The organism is Herbaspirillum sp. WKF16 (assembly GCF_028993615.1).
Lineage (GTDB): Bacteria > Pseudomonadota > Gammaproteobacteria > Burkholderiales > Burkholderiaceae_D > Herbaspirillum.
In genome coordinates, this window is sequence record NZ_CP118632.1 from 4866750 (window position 1) to 4885583 (window position 18834).

Consider the following 18834-nt stretch of genomic DNA (forward strand, 5'->3'; position numbering starts at 1 on the left):
TTGGCGGTATAAAGTCGACTGCTCAACCATCACCGTACCGAAGATCATGCACATCCTGCTGGTAGAGGACGACATCGACATGTCGCGTGCCCTGTTCCGCGCGCTGGAGCGGCGCGGCTTCCAGGTGACGCATTGCGCCGACGGCATCAGCGCGCTCTCGCACATCAAGGATGGCGTGGGCGACCTGGTGGTGCTGGACCTGAACATCCCGGGCCTGGACGGCCTGCACCTGCTGCAGCGCATCCGCTCGCAGGAGATCCATACGCCGGTGATCGTGCTGACCGCGCGCGGCGCCGTGGGCGACCGCGTGGTGGGCCTGAACGCCGGCGCCGACGATTACCTCGCCAAACCGTTCGACCTGGACGAGCTGGACGCCCGCATCCGCGCGCTGCTGCGGCGCAAGACCAACGCCGAGGACAGCTTCCAGCGCTGCGGCCGGCTCAAGCTGGAGCGCAGCTCCGGCGCCTTCTATTGCGACGACGAAGCGTTGGAATTCACGCCGCGCGAACACACCTTGCTCAAGGCGCTGATCGCCAAGCCGGGTCATGCGGTGACCAAGGAGCGCTTGTTCCGCCTCGTGTTTCCAATGGAAGAGAGCACCCAGATCGAGGCGGTGGAAGTGGTGGTGCACAGGTTGCGCAAGAAACTCATGGCGACCGGCGTGGAGATCATGACGCTGCGCGGCCTGGGTTACCTGCTGCGCGTGCGCGCGCCGGCGCAGGACGAGGCTTGAATGGCGCGCTGGCTTTCGCGCCGCCGCTCGGTGCGCGCCTATCTGCTGGCGTGGATCATCTCGCCGATCGCGCTGTTCATCATGGTCGACTCCTTCTCGCTTTACCGCAACACGCTGGAGTCGATGAACACCGGCTACGACCGCATGCTGATCGCCTCGGTGCATTCCATCGGCGACCTGCTGCGCATCGAGAACGGCGAGCTCAAGGCGTCGCTGCCTTATGCGGCGCTGGAGATCTACGAGGCTGATTATTCCAGCCGCATGATCTATCGCATCAACGACCTGGACGGCAAGTTCTTCGACGGCGACGAGGACCTGCCGGTGTATGCGGGCAAGGCCGACAAGGGGGCGCTCTATCCCTCGCTGGCGCATATCTACGAAGACACCTACAACGGCGTGCCGGTGCGCGTGGCGGCGCTGTTCCAGCCGGTGGCCACCAACGGCCCGCACGGCGCGGTGCTGGTGCAGGTGGCGGAGACCATGGAGAACCGCGCGACGCTGGCGCGCAAGATCTTCTGGGAGACGCTGATCCGGCAGGCGCTGCTGCTGGTGGTGATCGTCTCGGTGACGCTGTATGTAGTCTCGCGCGCGCTGCAGCCCATCGACGGCTTGCGGCGCCAGCTCGACGAGCGGGCCGCCGACGATCTCTCCCCGGTGGCGCCGCCGATGGCGCCGCGCGAGCTGCAGCCGTTCATCAATGCACTGAATGAACTGATGATGCGGCTGCGCCGCCTGCTGGACCACCAGCAGCGCTTCGTGGCCAATGCCTCGCACCAGTTGCGCACGCCGCTGGCAGTGCTGAAGACGCAAGTGCAGTCGGGCCTGCGCGGCGATGCGCCGGCGCAGGAGATTCTGCTGGAAATGTCCGGCACGGTGGACCGCGCCACCAACCTGGCCAACCAGCTGCTGTCGCTGGCCAAGGTCGAGCAGCTCCGGGTGGGCGGCGCGCAGGAGGTATGCGACCTCAGCATGCTGGCGCGCGAGACCGCGGTCGACCTGTCGCCGCTGATTGCCGAGAAGAATCTGGATTTCGAGCTGGATGCCGAGAAGGCCTACGTCACCGGCCATCCATGGATGCTGGGCGAGTTGATTTCCAACCTGCTGCACAACGCCATCCGCCACACGCCGATGGGCGGCTCGCTGGGCGTGCGCGTGCGTTCGCGCCATGGCATGGTGGAACTGCAGGTGTGGGACAGCGGCGGCGGCATCGCACCGCAGGCGATGGACAATGTGTTCAAGGCCTTCTCTTCCGCAGGCGCTTCTTCCGGCGGATTGGGGCTGGCGATCTGCGCTGAGATCGTGGACTCCATGGATGCGCGCATCGGCCTGCACAACCGCTTCGACGCGGCGCTCGCCCGCACCGGCTTGAACGCCAGCGTGGTATTCACCTCGGCCGAGACCAGGGGCAATGGCTGACGCTGGAGGGAGATTGCGGGATGCACCGAGAGTGCTGTGCGGCAGGCGCTTATCGCAACCGGCGTAACGACCTGCGCCGACCGCCGCCATCTGTTGCTTGCTACACTGTCGGCGGCTTTCATTTACAGGCACCAGCATGTCCACTCCTACCTCCGGCGCCATCGCGGTTGGCGCGCCCGGCTCGTCCGGCGCCGGCTTGTCCAAAGAGCAGGCGCTCTTCAATTCCCTGGTCGCGCAGATCGGCCGGCGGCGCGATGTTCTGGCCGCTTGGGAACGTATCCTGCCCGATTTCCAGCAGGCATTCGCGGGACAGTTGACGCCGCTGCGCAGCGCGGCGGATGCCCTTGAGCGCCGCCGCATCCTGGCGCTGGACGCGCAGTTCGACAATGAGGGACTGTCGGCATCCGAACGCAGGATGGTGTCCTCGCTGCTGGTGTCGCTGGCCTCGAAGCGCGGCGATCTCTCCGGCGACGACGCGCTCAAGGCCGTGTTCAATCGCCACAGCGCATCGGACTATGACGAAGGCGCAGCCGAGCAGGTATCCGCGATGAAGGCCGAGCTTGAGGAGTGGCTGGGGCAATCGCTGGGGCGGGATGAAGACTTCAGTTCCTCCCAGGAGCTGCTGCGCCACGCGCGACGGAAACTGGCGGATCTGCAAGCGCAGGAAGCCGCGCGCAAGGAAGCGCGCGCCGAACGCAGGGCCGAGCGCGCGAAAGCGAAGAAGCCGGCGGTGACATTGCTGCGACGAGAGACGCTGCAAGCGGAATTGAAGCAGTCGTTGCGCGAGATCTATCGCAAGCTGGCCAGCGCATTGCACCCGGACCGCGAACCGGATCCGGAACTGAAGTTGCGCAAGACGGCCATGCTGCAGGCGGTGAACCAGGCCTATGACAAGCAGGACCTGCTGCATCTGCTGGAAGTGCAGGTCGAGCTGCAGCAGCTTGACCGGAATGGATTCAATGACCTGGGCGACGACCGCCTTCGTCACTACAACAAGCTGCTCAGGGAGCAACTGGACGAACTCGAGCAGGAGCTTGCGCAGACGGAGTCGCAGTTTGCACATGGATACGACGTGGCGCTTGGCCCGAAGCCGACGCCGGAGTCGGCGCTGGCGACCTTGAAGGCGGCGATCGCCAGGCAAGCGAGCCTGAACGCCGATGCCGAGTCCGATCTGGCGCAGTTTGGAGAGGCCGCGTCATTCAAGCGATGGTTGAAGGATGTGAAACGGCGCCAAAAGGAAGAGGAGCGCGAACGGCGTGCTTACCGGGGTGAGTTTGGCGAGTGAATGTAGCAGCCACAAGCCAGTATTGGCTTGCACCTGTTCTCTAAGCATTATCGCAACAACGAGCTTGGGGAGTCAGCAGTTAATAAAAAAGCCGGCGCGAGCCGGCTTTTTTATTGGGTGTTGGTGTTGGTGTTGGTATTGGTTTCGCAGTTGCAGCGGTTCTTGCGGTGGCGGCGGTCGATGTATGTGCAGTGGGAGCAACCCCATGGCCTAGGGCTGCGGGCAGAGCAGGCAGGGTGTTGTCGAAGCGGATGCGCAATAGCAAAAGCCCCTGTTACGTCAGTAACAGGGGCTTTGCGGTATAACAAGCCTGACGATGACCTACTTTCACACTGGTTGCAGCACTATCATCGGCGCGAAGTCGTTTCACGGTCCTGTTCGGGATGGGAAGGGGTGGTACCAACTTGCTATAGTCATCAGGCATAACTTGTAGTGTCATTTGCTCCTGAATGGGCAGCAAACAACGCAATCTGGGAAGAAGTATTAATTCATTTAGTGTAGTCAGGGTTGACTACTGGGTGTGATGCGTCGAGGGCAAACACACAATATGCTCAACTTGGTCTATAACCGAGCTAATGTTATAGGAACAAGCCGCACGGGCAATTAGTATCAGTTAGCTTAACGCATTACTGCGCTTCCACACCTGACCTATCAACGTCCTGGTCTCGAACGACCCTTTAGGGGAATCTAGTTCCCGGGAAGTCTCATCTCAAGGCGAGTTTCCCGCTTAGATGCTTTCAGCGGTTATCTCTTCCGAACTTAGCTACTCGGCAATGCCACTGGCGTGACAACCGATACACCAGAGGTTCGTCCACTCCGGTCCTCTCGTACTAGGAGCAGCCCCCTTCAAACTTCCAACGCCCACGGCAGATAGGGACCAAACTGTCTCACGACGTTTTAAACCCAGCTCACGTACCACTTTAAATGGCGAACAGCCATACCCTTGGGACCGGCTACAGCCCCAGGATGTGATGAGCCGACATCGAGGTGCCAAACTCCCCCGTCGATATGAACTCTTGGGAGGAATCAGCCTGTTATCCCCAGAGTACCTTTTATCCGTTGAGCGATGGCCCTTCCATACAGAACCACCGGATCACTATGTCCTACTTTCGTACCTGCTCGACTTGTCAGTCTCGCAGTTAAGCACGCTTATGCCATTGCACTATTAGCACGATGTCCGACCGTACCTAGCGTACCTTCGAACTCCTCCGTTACACTTTGGGAGGAGACCGCCCCAGTCAAACTGCCTACCATGCACTGTCCCCGATCCGGATAACGGACCAAGGTTAGAACCTCAAACAAACCAGGGTGGTATTTCAAGGTTGGCTCCACGCAGACTAGCGTCCACGCTTCAAAGCCTCCCACCTATCCTACACAGATTGGTTCAAAGTCCAATGCAAAGCTACAGTAAAGGTTCATGGGGTCTTTCCGTCTAGCCGCGGGTAGATTGCATCATCACAAACATTTCAACTTCGCTGAGTCTCGGGAGGAGACAGTGTGGCCATCGTTACGCCATTCGTGCAGGTCGGAACTTACCCGACAAGGAATTTCGCTACCTTAGGACCGTTATAGTTACGGCCGCCGTTTACTGGGACTTCAATCAAGAGCTTGCACCCCATCATTTAATCTTCCAGCACCGGGCAGGCGTCACACCCTATACGTCCACTTTCGTGTTTGCAGAGTGCTGTGTTTTTATTAAACAGTCGCAGCCACCATTTTATTGCAACCCTTTTGTCCTTCTGGCGCAGGCCAGTCAAACTACTTGGGCGTACCTTATCCCGAAGTTACGGTACCAATTTGCCGAGTTCCTTCTCCCGAGTTCTCTCAAGCGCCTTAGAATACTCATCTCGCCCACCTGTGTCGGTTTGCGGTACGGTCTCGTTAGACTGAAGCTTAGAGGCTTTTCTTGGAACCACTTCCGATTGCTTCGCGAACAAGTTCGCTCGTCTCACACCCTTGAATTACGCTGCCGGATTTGCCTAACAGCCTTCTTCGATGCAAAAACCGACTATTCCAACAGTCGGACAACCTTCCGCGATCCGTCCCCCCATCGCATCTAACGACGGTGCAGGAATATTAACCTGCTTCCCATCAGCTACGCATCTCTGCCTCGCCTTAGGGGCCGACTCACCCTGCTCCGATGAACGTTGAACAGGAAACCTTGGGCTTACGGCGTGCGGGCTTTTCACCCGCATTATCGCTACTCATGTCAGCATTCGCACTTCTGATACCTCCAGCATCCTTTACAAGACACCTTCACAGGCTTACAGAACGCTCTCCTACCATATGCTTACGCATATCCGCAGCTTCGGTGACTGGCTTAGCCCCGTTACATCTTCCGCGCAGGACGACTCGATCAGTGAGCTATTACGCTTTCTTTAAAGGATGGCTGCTTCTAAGCCAACCTCCTGACTGTTTTAGCCTTCCCACTTCGTTTTCCACTTAGCCAATCTTTGGGACCTTAGCTGGCGGTCTGGGTTGTTTCCCTCTTGACGCCGGACGTTAGCACCCGACGTCTGTCTCCCAAGCTCGCACTCATCGGTATTCGGAGTTTGCAATGGTTTGGTAAGTCGCGATGACCCCCTAGCCATAACAGTGCTCTACCCCCGATGGTGATACTTGAGGCACTACCTAAATAGTTTTCGGAGAGAACCAGCTATTTCCAAGTTTGTTTAGCCTTTCACCCCTATCCACAGCTCATCCCCTAATTTTTCAACATTAGTGGGTTCGGTCCTCCAGTGCGTGTTACCGCACCTTCAACCTGGCCATGGATAGATCACTTGGTTTCGGGTCTACACCCAGCGACTGAACGCCCTATTCGGACTCGATTTCTCTACGCCTTCCCTATGCGGTTAAGCTTGCCACTGAATGTAAGTCGCTGACCCATTATACAAAAGGTACGCAGTCACCCCTTTCGAGGCTCCTACTGTTTGTATGCACACGGTTTCAGGATCTATTTCACTCCCCTTCCGGGGTTCTTTTCGCCTTTCCCTCACGGTACTGGTTCACTATCGGTCGATTACGAGTATTTAGCCTTGGAGGATGGTCCCCCCATGTTCAGACAGGATTTCACGTGTCCCGCCCTACTTGTCGCAAGCTTAGTTCCACACCTATGATTTCGTGTAAGGGGCTATCACCCTCTATGGCCGGACTTTCCATTCCGTTCCACTATCAAAGATGCTAAATCTTGCAGGCTGATCCCATTTCGCTCGCCACTACTTTGGGAATCTCGGTTGATTTCTTTTCCTGTAGCTACTTAGATGTTTCAGTTCGCCACGTTCGCTTCGTTACCCTATGTATTCAGATAACGATGACCTAAAAGGCCGGGTTTCCCCATTCGGAAATCTGCGGATCAAAGCTCGTTTGCCAGCTCCCCGCAGCTTATCGCAAGCTACTACGTCCTTCATCGCCTGTAATCGCCAAGGCATCCACCATGTGCACTTATTCACTTGTTCCTATAACGTTAGCCTCTGTTGCCAGAGCGTCATAGAATTAAAGTTGAGTATTTAGCGTTTGCCGTATTGCCAAAGTAAGTCTTCTAATTGCTAAGATCACTTCGTAATACTTTGATTGATACAATCACACCCATTTTTACTTTCGCAAGAACCGAAGTCCTGGCGATCGTTTAAATGAATCTTTACTTCTTCCAGATTGTTAAAGAACAAAAACAGCCATTAGTCTTAAAAGACCAAACCTAAATCACAACACCCTTTCAGGCGCCGACTTAGGTTTGATATCTTGGTGGAGGTTGACGGGATCGAACCGACGACCCCCTGCTTGCAAAGCAGGTGCTCTCCCAGCTGAGCTAAACCCCCGAAACCTTGGTGGGTCTGGTTGGGCTCGAACCAACGACCCCCGCGTTATCAACACGGTGCTCTAACCAGCTGAGCTACAGACCCGCTTGGATCAGTATCAGTAGCCGGTCATTGCTGACCGCGCTTCACCAAATAACTGTTCTTGATTTACAGCCGATAAGTGTGGACGCTTAACTTCGTGCGCACTCTAGAAAGGAGGTGATCCAGCCGCACCTTCCGATACGGCTACCTTGTTACGACTTCACCCCAGTCACGAATCCTACCGTGGTGAGCGCCCTCCTTGCGGTTAGGCTACCCACTTCTGGTAAAACCCGCTCCCATGGTGTGACGGGCGGTGTGTACAAGACCCGGGAACGTATTCACCGCGACATGCTGATCCGCGATTACTAGCGATTCCAACTTCATGGAGTCGAGTTGCAGACTCCAATCCGGACTACGATACACTTTCTGGGATTAGCTCCCCCTCGCGGGTTGGCGGCCCTCTGTATGTACCATTGTATGACGTGTGAAGCCCTACCCATAAGGGCCATGAGGACTTGACGTCATCCCCACCTTCCTCCGGTTTGTCACCGGCAGTCTCATTAGAGTGCCCTTTCGTAGCAACTAATGACAAGGGTTGCGCTCGTTGCGGGACTTAACCCAACATCTCACGACACGAGCTGACGACAGCCATGCAGCACCTGTGTGAAGGTTCTCTTTCGAGCACTCCCAAATCTCTTCGGGATTCCTTCCATGTCAAGGGTAGGTAAGGTTTTTCGCGTTGCATCGAATTAATCCACATCATCCACCGCTTGTGCGGGTCCCCGTCAATTCCTTTGAGTTTTAATCTTGCGACCGTACTCCCCAGGCGGTCTACTTCACGCGTTAGCTGCGTTACCAAGTCAATTAAGACCCGACAACTAGTAGACATCGTTTAGGGCGTGGACTACCAGGGTATCTAATCCTGTTTGCTCCCCACGCTTTCGTGCATGAGCGTCAGTGTTATCCCAGGGGGCTGCCTTCGCCATCGGTATTCCTCCACATATCTACGCATTTCACTGCTACACGTGGAATTCTACCCCCCTCTGACACACTCTAGCCGTGCAGTCTCAAATGCAATTCCCAGGTTGAGCCCGGGGATTTCACATCTGACTTACACAACCGCCTGCGCACGCTTTACGCCCAGTAATTCCGATTAACGCTTGCACCCTACGTATTACCGCGGCTGCTGGCACGTAGTTAGCCGGTGCTTATTCTTCAGGTACCGTCATTAGCAAAGGATATTAGCCTCTACCGTTTCTTCCCTGACAAAAGAGCTTTACAACCCGAAGGCCTTCTTCACTCACGCGGCATTGCTGGATCAGGGTTGCCCCCATTGTCCAAAATTCCCCACTGCTGCCTCCCGTAGGAGTCTGGGCCGTGTCTCAGTCCCAGTGTGGCTGGTCGTCCTCTCAGACCAGCTACTGATCGTCGCCTTGGTAGGCTTTTACCCCACCAACTAGCTAATCAGATATCGGCCGCTCCAGGAGCATGAGGTCTTGCGATCCCCCACTTTCATCCGTAGATCGTATGCGGTATTAGCTAATCTTTCGACTAGTTATCCCCCACTCTAGGGCACGTTCCGATATATTACTCACCCGTTCGCCACTCGCCATCAGGAGCAAGCTCCTATGCTGCCGTTCGACTTGCATGTGTAAGGCATGCCGCCAGCGTTCAATCTGAGCCAGGATCAAACTCTTTAGTTTAATCTCTGTTTTGTGCCATTTCTGGCTACCCCGAAGGGCATCGCTCTCTCAAAATACTGACAGGTAATTTCTTGCGATCTTACCTATATTTCTTGTGAGCATTTAATGTTTAAAGTTTCCAGACCCGAAGGTCCGTCGCACTTCATTAAACGCCCACGCTTATCGGCTGTTAATTTTTAAAGATCTTGTCTGCGCATCCGGCGGTGCCGTTTGCGTCGCTGGCAAATCGTTTTGTTTGTCAGCAGCAGAGAAACGAGATTATGTAGCAGTTTCAGAATCGCGTCAACTACTTTTTTACGCTTTCTTTTAAATTTTTCGTCTCGGCGTTTTTGCTACCCACCTTCGACAAACCATTTAAAACTTCTTCAACTTTCGCCTGTTTCGCCTCGCACTTCGCTTCAACTTTCGTCTCGCTTTGTGCGCCGCGTCAGCAGGGGGCGAACTATAGCAACGCACTCCCACGCGCGCAAGCCCTTTTTGAAAATAATGCCAAATAATTTACGCCAGCCTTCAACATAACCAAACAGAACCGCAAAACCAAAAAACTGAAGCCGCCCCTGCGGGGCGGCTTCGGCTTTCTCCCGGCGCCTTCAGGAGCGCCATATAGACATGAGCAACTCCATCTCACGCATCGGCGCTTAGCCTGCCTTGACGGTCAGGTCGCTCTTCACATCCTTGACGCCTTCGACACCCGCCGCCAGTTGCAACGCATGCTGGCCGGCCTCGGCGTTCGGCACCGCGCCCTTGAGGGTGACCACGCCATCCTTGGTGACGACCTTGATCTTCATGGCGGAGACCTGCTTGTCTTCCACCAGCGCCGCCTTGACCTTGGCGGTGATGACCGAGTCGTCTATATAGGAGCCGGCCTTCTGCGCCGTCTTCGGGGTGCCGGCGCCGGCGCTATCGGCGGCCTGCACAGCCGGCGCGGCGGCGGCAATGACGAGGGATGCAGCCAGCAGCTTGCTGGCGAGTCTGGACTTTTCCATGGCAATCTCCTTATAGACAAGTAATGAAACCCAAGGCGCCGCGTGGACGGCGCCGTCTGCCCCGGTATTGGCAAGGCCTGTGCCAGCAGGGATTTCCCCGTGTGTTTTCAATGACTTACGGCGATGGACAAGCAGGCATGGGCGCAATGCTGAGCTGCAAACCCGTCATTTACGTCGCCCGGTGGCGTCGCCGCATTAGTCAGCCGAACCCAAGCCCTTGATTTATAAGGGATCAGACATGTCGCTCAGTGGCGACGTGCTCCTCTCCTCCACGGAACATGCGCGGATCCAGACCATTCTTCTGCAGCAGGCGATAGAACTCGGTGCGGTTGCGGTCGGCCAGGCGCGCCGCGTCGGAGACGTTGCCGTCGGTCAACTTCAGCAGCCGGATCAGGTAATCCCGCTCGAACTTCTGCTTCGCCTCCGCATAGCGCAGCAGGTCCAGCGTCGGCGTGCGCAGCGCGCGCTGCACCAGCGACGCAGGGATCAACGGCACGGTCGACAGCGCGCACACCTGCTCCACCACGTTATATAACTGGCGCACGTTGCCGGGCCAATGCGCCAGGCTCAGCATCTCCAGCGCATCCGGCGCGAAGCCGGTCAGGCGCTTGGCGTATTTGGCGGCGATGCCCTTGAGGAAGTGGTTGGCCAGCAGCGCGATGTCTTCGCGCCGCTCTTCCAGCGACGGCAGGTAGAGGGTCACCACGTTGAGCCGGTAATAGAGATCCTCGCGGAACGCGCCCTCGGTCATCGCCGCCTCCAGGTCGCGATGGGTGGCCGAGATGATGCGCACGTCGACGGCGCCGGGCCGGTCGGCGCCGACCTGGCGCACGGTCTTTTCCTGCAGCACCCGCAGCAGCTTCACCTGCAGCGGCATGGGCATGTCGCCGATCTCATCCAGGAACAGGGTGCCGCCGTCGGCGGCCTGGAACAGACCCTCGCGGTTGTCCACGGCGCCGGTGAACGCGCCCTTGACGTGGCCGAACAGCTCGGATTCCAGCAATTGCTCGGGGATTGCGCCGCAGTTGACGGCGATGAAGGGCTTGTCCGCGCGCGGGCTGGCGCGGTGGATCGCGCGCGCCAGCAGCTCCTTGCCGCTGCCGCTCTCGCCGCGCACCAGGATGCTGGCATCCGACGCCGCCACCAGGCGCGCCTCGGCCAGCAGTTCGGCGATGCGCTGGCTGCGGCTGATCAGGTCGGCGCGCCAGGCGTGGTCGTCGCTGTTGCCGGCCGGCGCGGTCAGGGCCAGCGCCTGGGCCACCTTGTCCAGCAGCAGCGTGCCGTCGAACGGCTTGGTCAGATAGGCGAAGGCGCCGCGGGTGGTCGCCTCGACGGCGTCGGGGATGGTGCCGTGCGCGGTCAGCAGGATCACCGGCAACGTCGGATAGCGGTTGCGGATCTCGCCGAACAGCGCCAGGCCGTCCATGCCGGGCAGCCGCACGTCGGTGATCACCAGCGCCGGCAGCGACAATGCCAGCTGGTCCAGCGCGGCTTCCGCGCTGGACGCGGCCAGCACGCGGTAGCCGCTGGCGTTCAGGCGCAGCGTCAGCAAGCGCAGCAGGTCGGGGTCGTCGTCGACCAGCAATAAGGGGGGAGTGTTTCCCATCGGGCACCTGTTTCCTGTAAGGGGAACGGGCCCGACGGGCGCGGCGAGATTACTTGCCGCCGGCCGGCAGGCTCCGTTCGATGTTCTTGAGCGCCTCAAGCTTGTCGTTCAGCTGGTCCACCTTGCGCTGGGCTTCCTTGGCCTGCACCGAGGACTTCTCGGCGCCGTCCGCCACGCGGCGCAGGTCGGAGTAATGCCCGACCAGCACCTGGACCAGCGGCTTGAGCTTCTCCGCTTCGACGCTGTTGTCGCCCATGACGTTCCACAGTTGCGCTTCGGCCTTGGCCAGATCGATGGGATCGCGGGTCAGCGACAGCGCCATCGCGCGCCGGACATTGTTGGACGGGCTGGCCGGATTGCCGTTGATGCGCTGCAGTTCGCGCCCCAGCTCGGCCGGCGACAGCTTGCGCAGGTGCGCGTTGTACGCCAGCAGCTCATCGACATTGCTGGCCGAATGGATCAGCTTGACGCTGGTGGTCGGCGCATCCGGCGCCGGCGCGGCGCAAGCCGCCAACAACAGGCTGGATGCCAGGATCAGGATCTTATTTTTCATCAGGCAACTCGATACGGAAATGCGACCCGCCTTCGCGCGGGACCAGATAGACCTTGCCGCTGTGCGCCTGCACGTACTCGCGCACCACCGACAGGCCGATGCCGTTGCCGCGGCGCGCGCCCGGCGGCTGGTGCAGGCCCTGGTAGAACGGCTCGAAGATGCGGCTGGCGTCGGTCGGCGCCACGCCCGGCCCCTGGTCGATGCACTCCACGCGCACCATGCCCGGCGCGTCCGACAGCAGGAAGCGGATGAAGCCGCCGTGCGGACTGAAGCGCACCGCGTTCGACAGCAGGTTGGCCAGCACGATCGCCATCTTCTCGGGGTCGACCACCACGGTGCGGGCCGCGCCCTCGATCTCCACCTTCAGCTCGCGCGCCAGCCACTGCAGGCGCTGGTCGTCGATCACCTTGTGCAGCAGCGCGCGCAGGTCGACCGGGACCGGATGGATGCGCTGGGCGTCGAAGGACACCTCGTTGTAGCGCAGCAGGTCCTCGATCTGGTTCTGCAGCGACTGGGTGTTCTGGCGCAGGATGCGGGCGATCTCGCGCTGGTTGTCGGAGAGCTGCCCGGCCACGCCGTCGTCGAGCAGGGCCGCGCCTTCGCACAGCGCCGCCAGCGGCGTCTTGAGTTCATGCGAGACATGCCGCAGGAAGCGCGATTTCTCCGCCTCCAGGTCGGCCAGGCGCTGGCGCAGCCAATCCAGCTGCTGGCCCAGGCGGCGGATGTCGGCCGGGCCGCGCACTTCGATGCGCTGGTCGAAGCGGTTGTCGCCCAGGCGCGTGATGGCCTGCTCCAGGCGCGCCAGCGGGCGCGACAGCCACAGGCCGAAGCAGAACGCCAGCAGCACCGCCAGCACGATGGCGCCGACCACCTGCAGCGTCAGCATCTGGCGCTGCTGCTCCAGCGCCGCCGACAGGGCGTTGTTGCGGCGGTCGACCTCGCGCCGGCTTTCCTGCGCCACGCGTTCGTTCAGGCCCGGCAACCGGGCGAAATCCTGGAAGACCTTCAACTGCTCCGACTTGTCCTTGCGCGAATCCGCCTCCAGCACGGCGGCGGCCTCGTCCACATAGATGCTCCATTGCCCGAAGATCTCGCGCGGCGCCATGGGCAGCGCATCGCCCAGCTCGTTGAGCGCCTGCCTGGCCTGGTCGCGCGCCTCGTTGAAGCGGTCATGGAAAGCCGGGTCGTCCAGCACCAGGTACTGGCGCGCGCTGCGCTCCATGGCTACGGTACGCTCGGCCAGGCGCTGCGCGGCCTCGGTCAGCTGCACGGCCTGGCGCGCGGTCTGGCTGCTGTTCCTGGCCATCCGGTCCAGCGTGAACAGCGCATGGATGGAGGTCCCGCTGAGCAGCGCGGCGATCAGCAGGAAAGCGGCCAGCAACAATTGCCGGAAAGACAATCCCAGATAGCCCTGCGCGGAGGCGGGCGGTGCGGCCAGATGATGGGTGTGCTCGATGGCGTTCATGCGATTGATGTCGGTCCCTCAAGACTTGCTCGGTAATCCGGATGGCATGGCCCCCTCATGCCCGTTTCCTGTATGCGCCCCGTTGCCGCCGTGCAAGCTCTTCTTTTTCTGATGGCCGGCCAGGCGGCAAGGTGCGCCGCGCGCAAACATGACGCGCGGGTTCCCATTGTAAACAAGATGAGCTTGCGGAAGAACCGCTATCGATTCCCGTCCGCAACAAAAAGATGCTTCAGCCCTGCGGGCCGAGGAAGTCCAGCAGCGTCAGCGCGGTCACCTTGGTGGCGCGGCGCAGGTCTTCCAGCGCCAGGTTCTCGTCGGCCTGCTTGGCGTTGGACTCCATGAGCGTACGCGGCCCCGCACCGAACAGCACCACCGGGATGCCGTGCTCGCCGTACAGGCGGGCATCGGTGTACAGCGCCGAGCCATTGGTGGTCGGCGCCTCGCCCATCACTTGCTGCGCATTGCGCAACAGGCTCTCGACCAGCTTCTCGTGGCCCGGCAGCGGGCGCAGCGCGCGCGCCAGCAGCAGGCGACGGATCTCGACGCGGATGCCCGGCAAGCCGGCCACGGCATCTTCGATCAGCTTGCGCACGCCGGCCTCGACCTGCGCCGGATCTTCCTCGGGGATCATGCGGCGGTCCATCTTCAGCACCACCTTGCCCGGCACCACGTTGGTGTTGGTGCCGCCGTCGATGCGTCCGACGATCATGGTCGGATGAGTGATGCCGGGGATCGCCGAGCTGATCTGCTTCAAGCCGGGCAGCGCGCCATAGATGGCGTTGAGCACGGCGGTGGCCGCCTGCAGCGCATCGTGGCCGGTCTCGGGCATGGAACCGTGGGTGGCGCGGCCGTGCACGGTGACCTCGAATTGCAGGCAGGCATTGTGCGCGGTCACCACGTTGTAGCTGAAGCCGGCCGCCAGCACGAAGTCGGGCTTGGTCAGCTTCTGCTCCAGCAGCCAGCCCGGGCCCAGCAGGCCGCCGAATTCCTCGTCGTAGGTGAAGTGCAGTTCGAGCGCGCCGCGCAGCTCGGCGCCCAGCGCCTCCAGCGCGCGCGCGGCGAAGATGTAGCTGGCGAAGTCGCTCTTGGAGACCGCCGCCGCGCGGCCATAGATGCGGCCGTCGGCGATCTCGCCGCCGTAGGGATCGTGGCTCCAGCCTTCGCCCGGGGGCACCACGTCGCCGTGCGCGTTGAGCGCGACCGTCGGGCCGCCGGCCGCATAGGGCCGGCGCACGATCAGGTTGGTGATGCTCTGCATGCCGTAGTCGGCCACCTGCTGCTGCGGCACCGCGTGCTTCTCGGCGTTCCAGCCCCAGGCCTTGACCAGCTCGGCCACCGCGTCCGCGTGCGGCGCGTTGTTGCCCGGCGGCGTGTCGGTCGGGATGCGGATCAGCTGCTGCAGGACGCCGACTTCCTCATCGAAATGCTGATCGATCCATGCGCACAGGCGCTCCGACAACTGCTGTTTGGACATGCTGCGACTCCGTCATCAGACGCGCCGGCAGCGCCGGCGCAAACCGCCATCATAGCGCACCGCGAGCGCGGCCGGAGGGCGGCCAGCAGAGGCGGCGTTTCCCCGCTATCATGGATGCGGCCGCGCGCTCCAGGCGGTCCAGGATCTCCATATATATAAGCGACGGACCTTGCCGGGCTGCACGGCAGGCGTACCGGCCGCGCCACCTCGCTGAAACCACATGTCATCCCTGCCCTCATCCGCCGGCGCCGAAGCGCCCGTCCATCACACGGTCATCGCCGGCGAAGGCCTGCCGCCCGAACAGCGCGGCCGCGCCATCCTTACGCTGCTCATCGCCGTCGGCCTGGCCACGCTGGACACCGCCATCGCCAACACCGCGCTGCCGGCCATGGCGCTGGACCTCAACACCACGCCGGCAGCCTCGGTGTGGATCGTCACCGCCTACCAACTGGCGATGATGGTGTCGCTGCTACCGCTGGCGGCGCTGGGCGAGATCGTCGGTTACCGCCGCGTCTATATCTGGGGCCTGGTGCTGTTCACCGCCGCCTCGCTGCTGTGCGCGGTGGCTTGGTCGCTGCCCACGCTGGTGGTCGCGCGCTTCCTTCAGGGGCTGGGCGGGGCCGGCATCATGAGCGTGAACACCGCGCTGATCCGCTTCATCTACCCGACGCGTTCGCTGGGCCGCGGCGTCGGCCTCAATACCCTGATCGTGGCCATCGCCTTCACCGTCGGCCCCAGCGTGGCCTCGGCCATCCTCGCCATCGCGCCCTGGCCGTGGCTGTTCGCGGTCAACGTGCCGCTGGGCGTGGCCGCCATCGCACTGGCGCTGACCTCGCTGCCGCACACCGCGCTGGCCAAGCATGCCTTCGACCTGCGCAGCGCCCTGCTCAACGCCGCCACCTTCGGCCTGCTGATCCTGGCCATCGGCGAAGGCGCGCACCAGGCCGAAGCCAGCGTGGTCGGCCTGGAGTTGGCGGCGGCCATCGTCTGCGGCCTGTTCCTGTTGAAGCGCGAACTCTCGCATCCGGCGCCGATGCTGCCGGTCGACCTGTTCCGCCATCCCATGTTCTCGCTGTCGGCGGTCACCGCGGTCTGCTCGTTCGCCGCGCAGGGCCTGGCGTTCGTCTCGCTGCCCTTCTTCTTCCATCATGACCTCGGCCGCAGCCAGGTAGAGATCGGCCTCCTCATGACACCCTGGCCGGTCGCCGTGGCCATCATGGCGCCGATCGCCGGCCGCATGTCGGACCACTACCCGGTCGGCATCCTGGGCGGCGTCGGCCTGGCGCTGCTGTGCACCGGCCTGCTGGCGATGACCTTCATGCCGGCCGCGCCCAACGTGTGGGAGATCAGCTGGCGCATGCTCCTGTGCGGCATGGGCTTCGGCTTCTTCCAGTCGCCCAACCTGAAGGCGCTGATGACCAGCGCCCCGCCGCACCGCAGCGGCGGCGCCTCCGGCATTGTGGCCACGGCGCGCCTGCTGGGCCAAAGCATCGGCGCGGCGCTGGTGGCGCTGTGTTTCAACCTGTCCGAATCGCACGGCTCGCGCTTCGCGCTGGGCTTCGGCGCGGCCTTCGCCGGCGTGGCCTGCATCGCCAGCTTCCTGCGCCTGCTGACCACAAATCCCTATGCGCCGCCGCTGAAGAAATAAGCGCTGCCTGCGCATGCACCGGGAAAACGGCGGCCTTCCGGCCGCCGTTTCCATTGATGCTGACGAAACGCTGACCATTCCCATGGGTTGCGCCTGGGACGTTGTCGTGCCGCACATATCCGGTGGAAAATCACCCGAAATTTTCCCCGCATAAACCTTTGCGCCGGGGGATTGGAAAATATCGCCATGCGTGAGACGTTTCGGCTCTCTCAAGTAAAAAACATTCTGCTACGATGAAAGCCATGCCTCACAAGCGCCAAGGGAAAGGCGACGAGAGGGCAGGAACCTGTAACTGAAGAGAGCAGGCGTCAATTTCATCGGGGAAATCGAACCGGTTTTCGGAGCAAACTGCACCAGACAGAGATCTGGAATTCGATATGTTGAAATCAATCGCCACCGAACAGCTGCGACTCGGCATGTACGTCCACTCCATACCCGGAGCCTGGATCAACCATCCGTTCTGGCGCAAATCCTTCAAGCTGGACAGCTTCGAGGACCTGCAGGCGCTGCGCGCCAGCCCGATCCGCGAGATCCTGATCGATACGGCCAAGGGCCGCGATGTTGCCCCGGAGAACGTCGACGAGGACGCGGAAGATGCCGACGACGCCGACAATGCCCAGGACGCCACGGGCCAAGCCCTCGGCGGCGCGCCCGCGGTGCACGGCTCGGCGCCGCGCGCCCAGGCCCGCCGGGTCGACACCAAGGTCGAGCGCGAACGCGCCGCGCGCATCCTGTCCTCGTCCAAGACCACGGTGCTCAACATGTTCTCCGAGGCGCGCATGGGCAAGACGGTGGACGTCAAGGACGCCGCCGACCTGGTCACCGAGATCACCGCCTCGGTCTCGCGCAATGCCGACGCCCTGATCAGCCTGGCGCGCCTGAAGACCGCCGACGACTACACCTACATGCACTCGGTGGCGGTATGCGCCATGATGATCTCGCTGGCCAACCAGTTGGGCATGTCGCATGCCGACATCAAGCAGGCGGGCATGGCCGGCCTGCTGCACGACGTCGGCAAGATGGCCGTGCCGCTGGACATCCTGAACAAACCCGCCAAGCTGACCGAAGAGGAATTCGCCTCGATCCGCTCGCACACCGTGGCCGGCCACTCGATCCTGAAGCAGATCGACGGCATCAGCCAGGCCGCGCTGGACGTTTCCCTGCATCACCATGAAAAGGTCGATGGCAGCGGCTACCCGTTCAACCTGAAGTCCGACCAGATCTCCATCATGGCCAAGATGAGCGCGGTGTGCGACGTCTACGACGCCATCACCTCCAACCGCCCCTACAAGGCCGGCTGGGATCCGGCGCGCTCGATCCGCCACATGGCCGGCAGCGCCGGCCATTTCGACCCCAAGACCATCGAGGCCTTCGTCAAGGCGATCGGCATCTATCCCACCGGCTCCTGTGTGCTGATGCAATCGGGCCGCCTGGGCGTGGTGGTGGACCAGCGGCCCGAACAATTGCTCACGCCGCGCGTGAAGATGTTCTACTCGACCCTCACCAAGATGCCGCTGCAGACCGAGATCGTCGACCTGGCGCATGCCAGCGACAAGATCGTGGCCTATGCCGACCACACCAAATGGGGCATCCGCAACCTGCCCTCGCTGGAGCTCTGAGGCCGGCGATCGGGTTCGATCACCTGCAGATGGAAAAACAACGGCGCCGCAAGGGCGCCGTTTTCATGCCGGCCGCCCCCGGCCTCAGTCGCGCTGCGTGAAGGCGGCGGTCGACGCCAGTTCGTTCAACAGCGCCACGGTGGCGCAGTTGGAGACCAGGTAGGGATTGAGCTCGCCGCAGACCGAATACTTCAGCAGCAGCGAACGGTTGATCTTGTCCAGCCGGATCTTGCCCATGGTCCAGGAGGAGTACAGGCGCTCGTCGATGGACTCATAGGCCAGCAGCACCAGGTCGTGATGGCGCTCGTCGCGCTGCAGGCGGCCGTAGATCCGGTTCACCTGGTCGCGCCCGCCCTCCAGCACCTGCACGAAGATGCTGTCGCTGTAGCACAGCACGCCGGTGATGCCCTGCTCGGGGTTGTTCTTGCGCGCGCTGCCCAGGATGCTGTCGATCACTTCGCTGGAAATCGGAAGGCGCGCGCGGCTTGCGTAGATCAGGCGGACCAGCAT

Annotated in this window: 11 protein-coding genes, 2 tRNA genes and 3 rRNA genes; 5 read left to right on the forward strand and 11 right to left on the reverse strand. The window is 61.4% G+C overall.

The window, feature by feature from the left end; genetic code table 11:
• Window positions 1–46 precede the first annotated feature (46 nt).
• The 3 genes from Herbaro_RS21960 to Herbaro_RS21970 all read left to right on the forward strand — a co-directional run bounded on the left by Herbaro_RS21960 (window position 47) and on the right by Herbaro_RS21970 (window position 3434).
• Window positions 47–733, forward strand: a complete 687-nt coding sequence (locus tag Herbaro_RS21960) for a response regulator transcription factor (RefSeq protein WP_275011724.1) — start codon at window positions 47–49, stop codon at window positions 731–733.
• Window positions 734–2149: a sensor histidine kinase gene (locus tag Herbaro_RS21965; RefSeq protein ID WP_275011725.1), complete on the forward strand. Its 1416-nt coding sequence runs from the start codon at window positions 734–736 to the stop codon at window positions 2147–2149.
• Window positions 2150–2285: 136 nt separating this feature from the next.
• Window positions 2286–3434 carry a J domain-containing protein gene (locus Herbaro_RS21970; RefSeq protein ID WP_275011726.1) on the forward strand — a complete coding sequence of 383 codons (1149 nt, stop codon included), beginning with the start codon at window positions 2286–2288 and terminating at the stop codon, window positions 3432–3434.
• A gap of 308 nt (window positions 3435–3742) precedes the next feature.
• Here Herbaro_RS21970 and rrf read toward each other — a convergent pair.
• The 10 genes from rrf to Herbaro_RS22020 all read right to left on the reverse strand — a co-directional run bounded on the left by rrf (window position 3743) and on the right by Herbaro_RS22020 (window position 15057).
• Window positions 3743–3855, reverse strand: a 5S ribosomal RNA gene (gene rrf, locus Herbaro_RS21975).
• Between the two features lie 161 nt (window positions 3856–4016).
• Window positions 4017–6889: ribosomal RNA gene (locus Herbaro_RS21980) — 23S ribosomal RNA — on the reverse strand.
• Window positions 6890–7173: 284 nt separating this feature from the next.
• Window positions 7174–7249, reverse strand: a tRNA-Ala gene (locus Herbaro_RS21985).
• 7 nt (window positions 7250–7256) lie between these two features.
• Window positions 7257–7333, reverse strand: a tRNA-Ile gene (locus Herbaro_RS21990).
• 107 nt (window positions 7334–7440) lie between these two features.
• Window positions 7441–8973 (reverse strand): 16S ribosomal RNA (locus tag Herbaro_RS21995).
• Together the 16S, 23S and 5S rRNA genes with 2 tRNA genes alongside form the textbook arrangement of a ribosomal RNA operon.
• A 638-nt stretch (window positions 8974–9611) precedes the next feature.
• Complete coding sequence (locus Herbaro_RS22000; RefSeq protein WP_275011727.1) at window positions 9612–9959, reverse strand: BON domain-containing protein; 348 nt, start codon at window positions 9957–9959, stop codon at window positions 9612–9614.
• A gap of 232 nt (window positions 9960–10191) precedes the next feature.
• The gene (locus Herbaro_RS22005; RefSeq protein WP_275011728.1) at window positions 10192–11565 is read right to left on the reverse strand and encodes a sigma 54-interacting transcriptional regulator; all 1374 of its coding nucleotides are present in this window, start codon (window positions 11563–11565) and stop codon (window positions 10192–10194) included.
• Window positions 11566–11614: 49 nt separating this feature from the next.
• Window positions 11615–12118, reverse strand: coding sequence for a hypothetical protein (locus tag Herbaro_RS22010; protein ID WP_275011729.1), 504 nt, complete (start codon window positions 12116–12118; stop codon window positions 11615–11617).
• On the reverse strand, window positions 12108–13583 hold the full coding sequence (locus Herbaro_RS22015; protein ID WP_275011730.1) for a sensor histidine kinase: 1476 nt from the start codon (window positions 13581–13583) through the stop codon (window positions 12108–12110). The genes Herbaro_RS22010 and Herbaro_RS22015 overlap by 11 nt, the downstream gene beginning before the upstream one ends.
• Window positions 13584–13812: 229 nt before the next feature.
• A complete protein-coding gene (locus tag Herbaro_RS22020; protein WP_275011731.1) occupies window positions 13813–15057 on the reverse strand; it encodes an ArgE/DapE family deacylase in 1245 nt (414 codons plus the stop codon).
• A 220-nt stretch (window positions 15058–15277) separates the two neighbouring features.
• Between Herbaro_RS22020 and Herbaro_RS22025 the strand changes: the two genes are divergently transcribed.
• The gene (locus tag Herbaro_RS22025; protein WP_275011732.1) at window positions 15278–16705 is read left to right on the forward strand and encodes an MFS transporter; all 1428 of its coding nucleotides are present in this window, start codon (window positions 15278–15280) and stop codon (window positions 16703–16705) included.
• Between the two features lie 377 nt (window positions 16706–17082).
• Window positions 17083–18324, forward strand: a complete 1242-nt coding sequence (locus Herbaro_RS22030) for an HD-GYP domain-containing protein (RefSeq protein WP_275011733.1) — start codon at window positions 17083–17085, stop codon at window positions 18322–18324.
• 84 nt (window positions 18325–18408) lie between these two features.
• On the opposite strand, the gene Herbaro_RS22035 is transcribed toward Herbaro_RS22030, so the two are convergent.
• Window positions 18409–18834, reverse strand: coding sequence for a BLUF domain-containing protein (locus Herbaro_RS22035; RefSeq protein WP_275011734.1), 426 nt, complete (start codon window positions 18832–18834; stop codon window positions 18409–18411).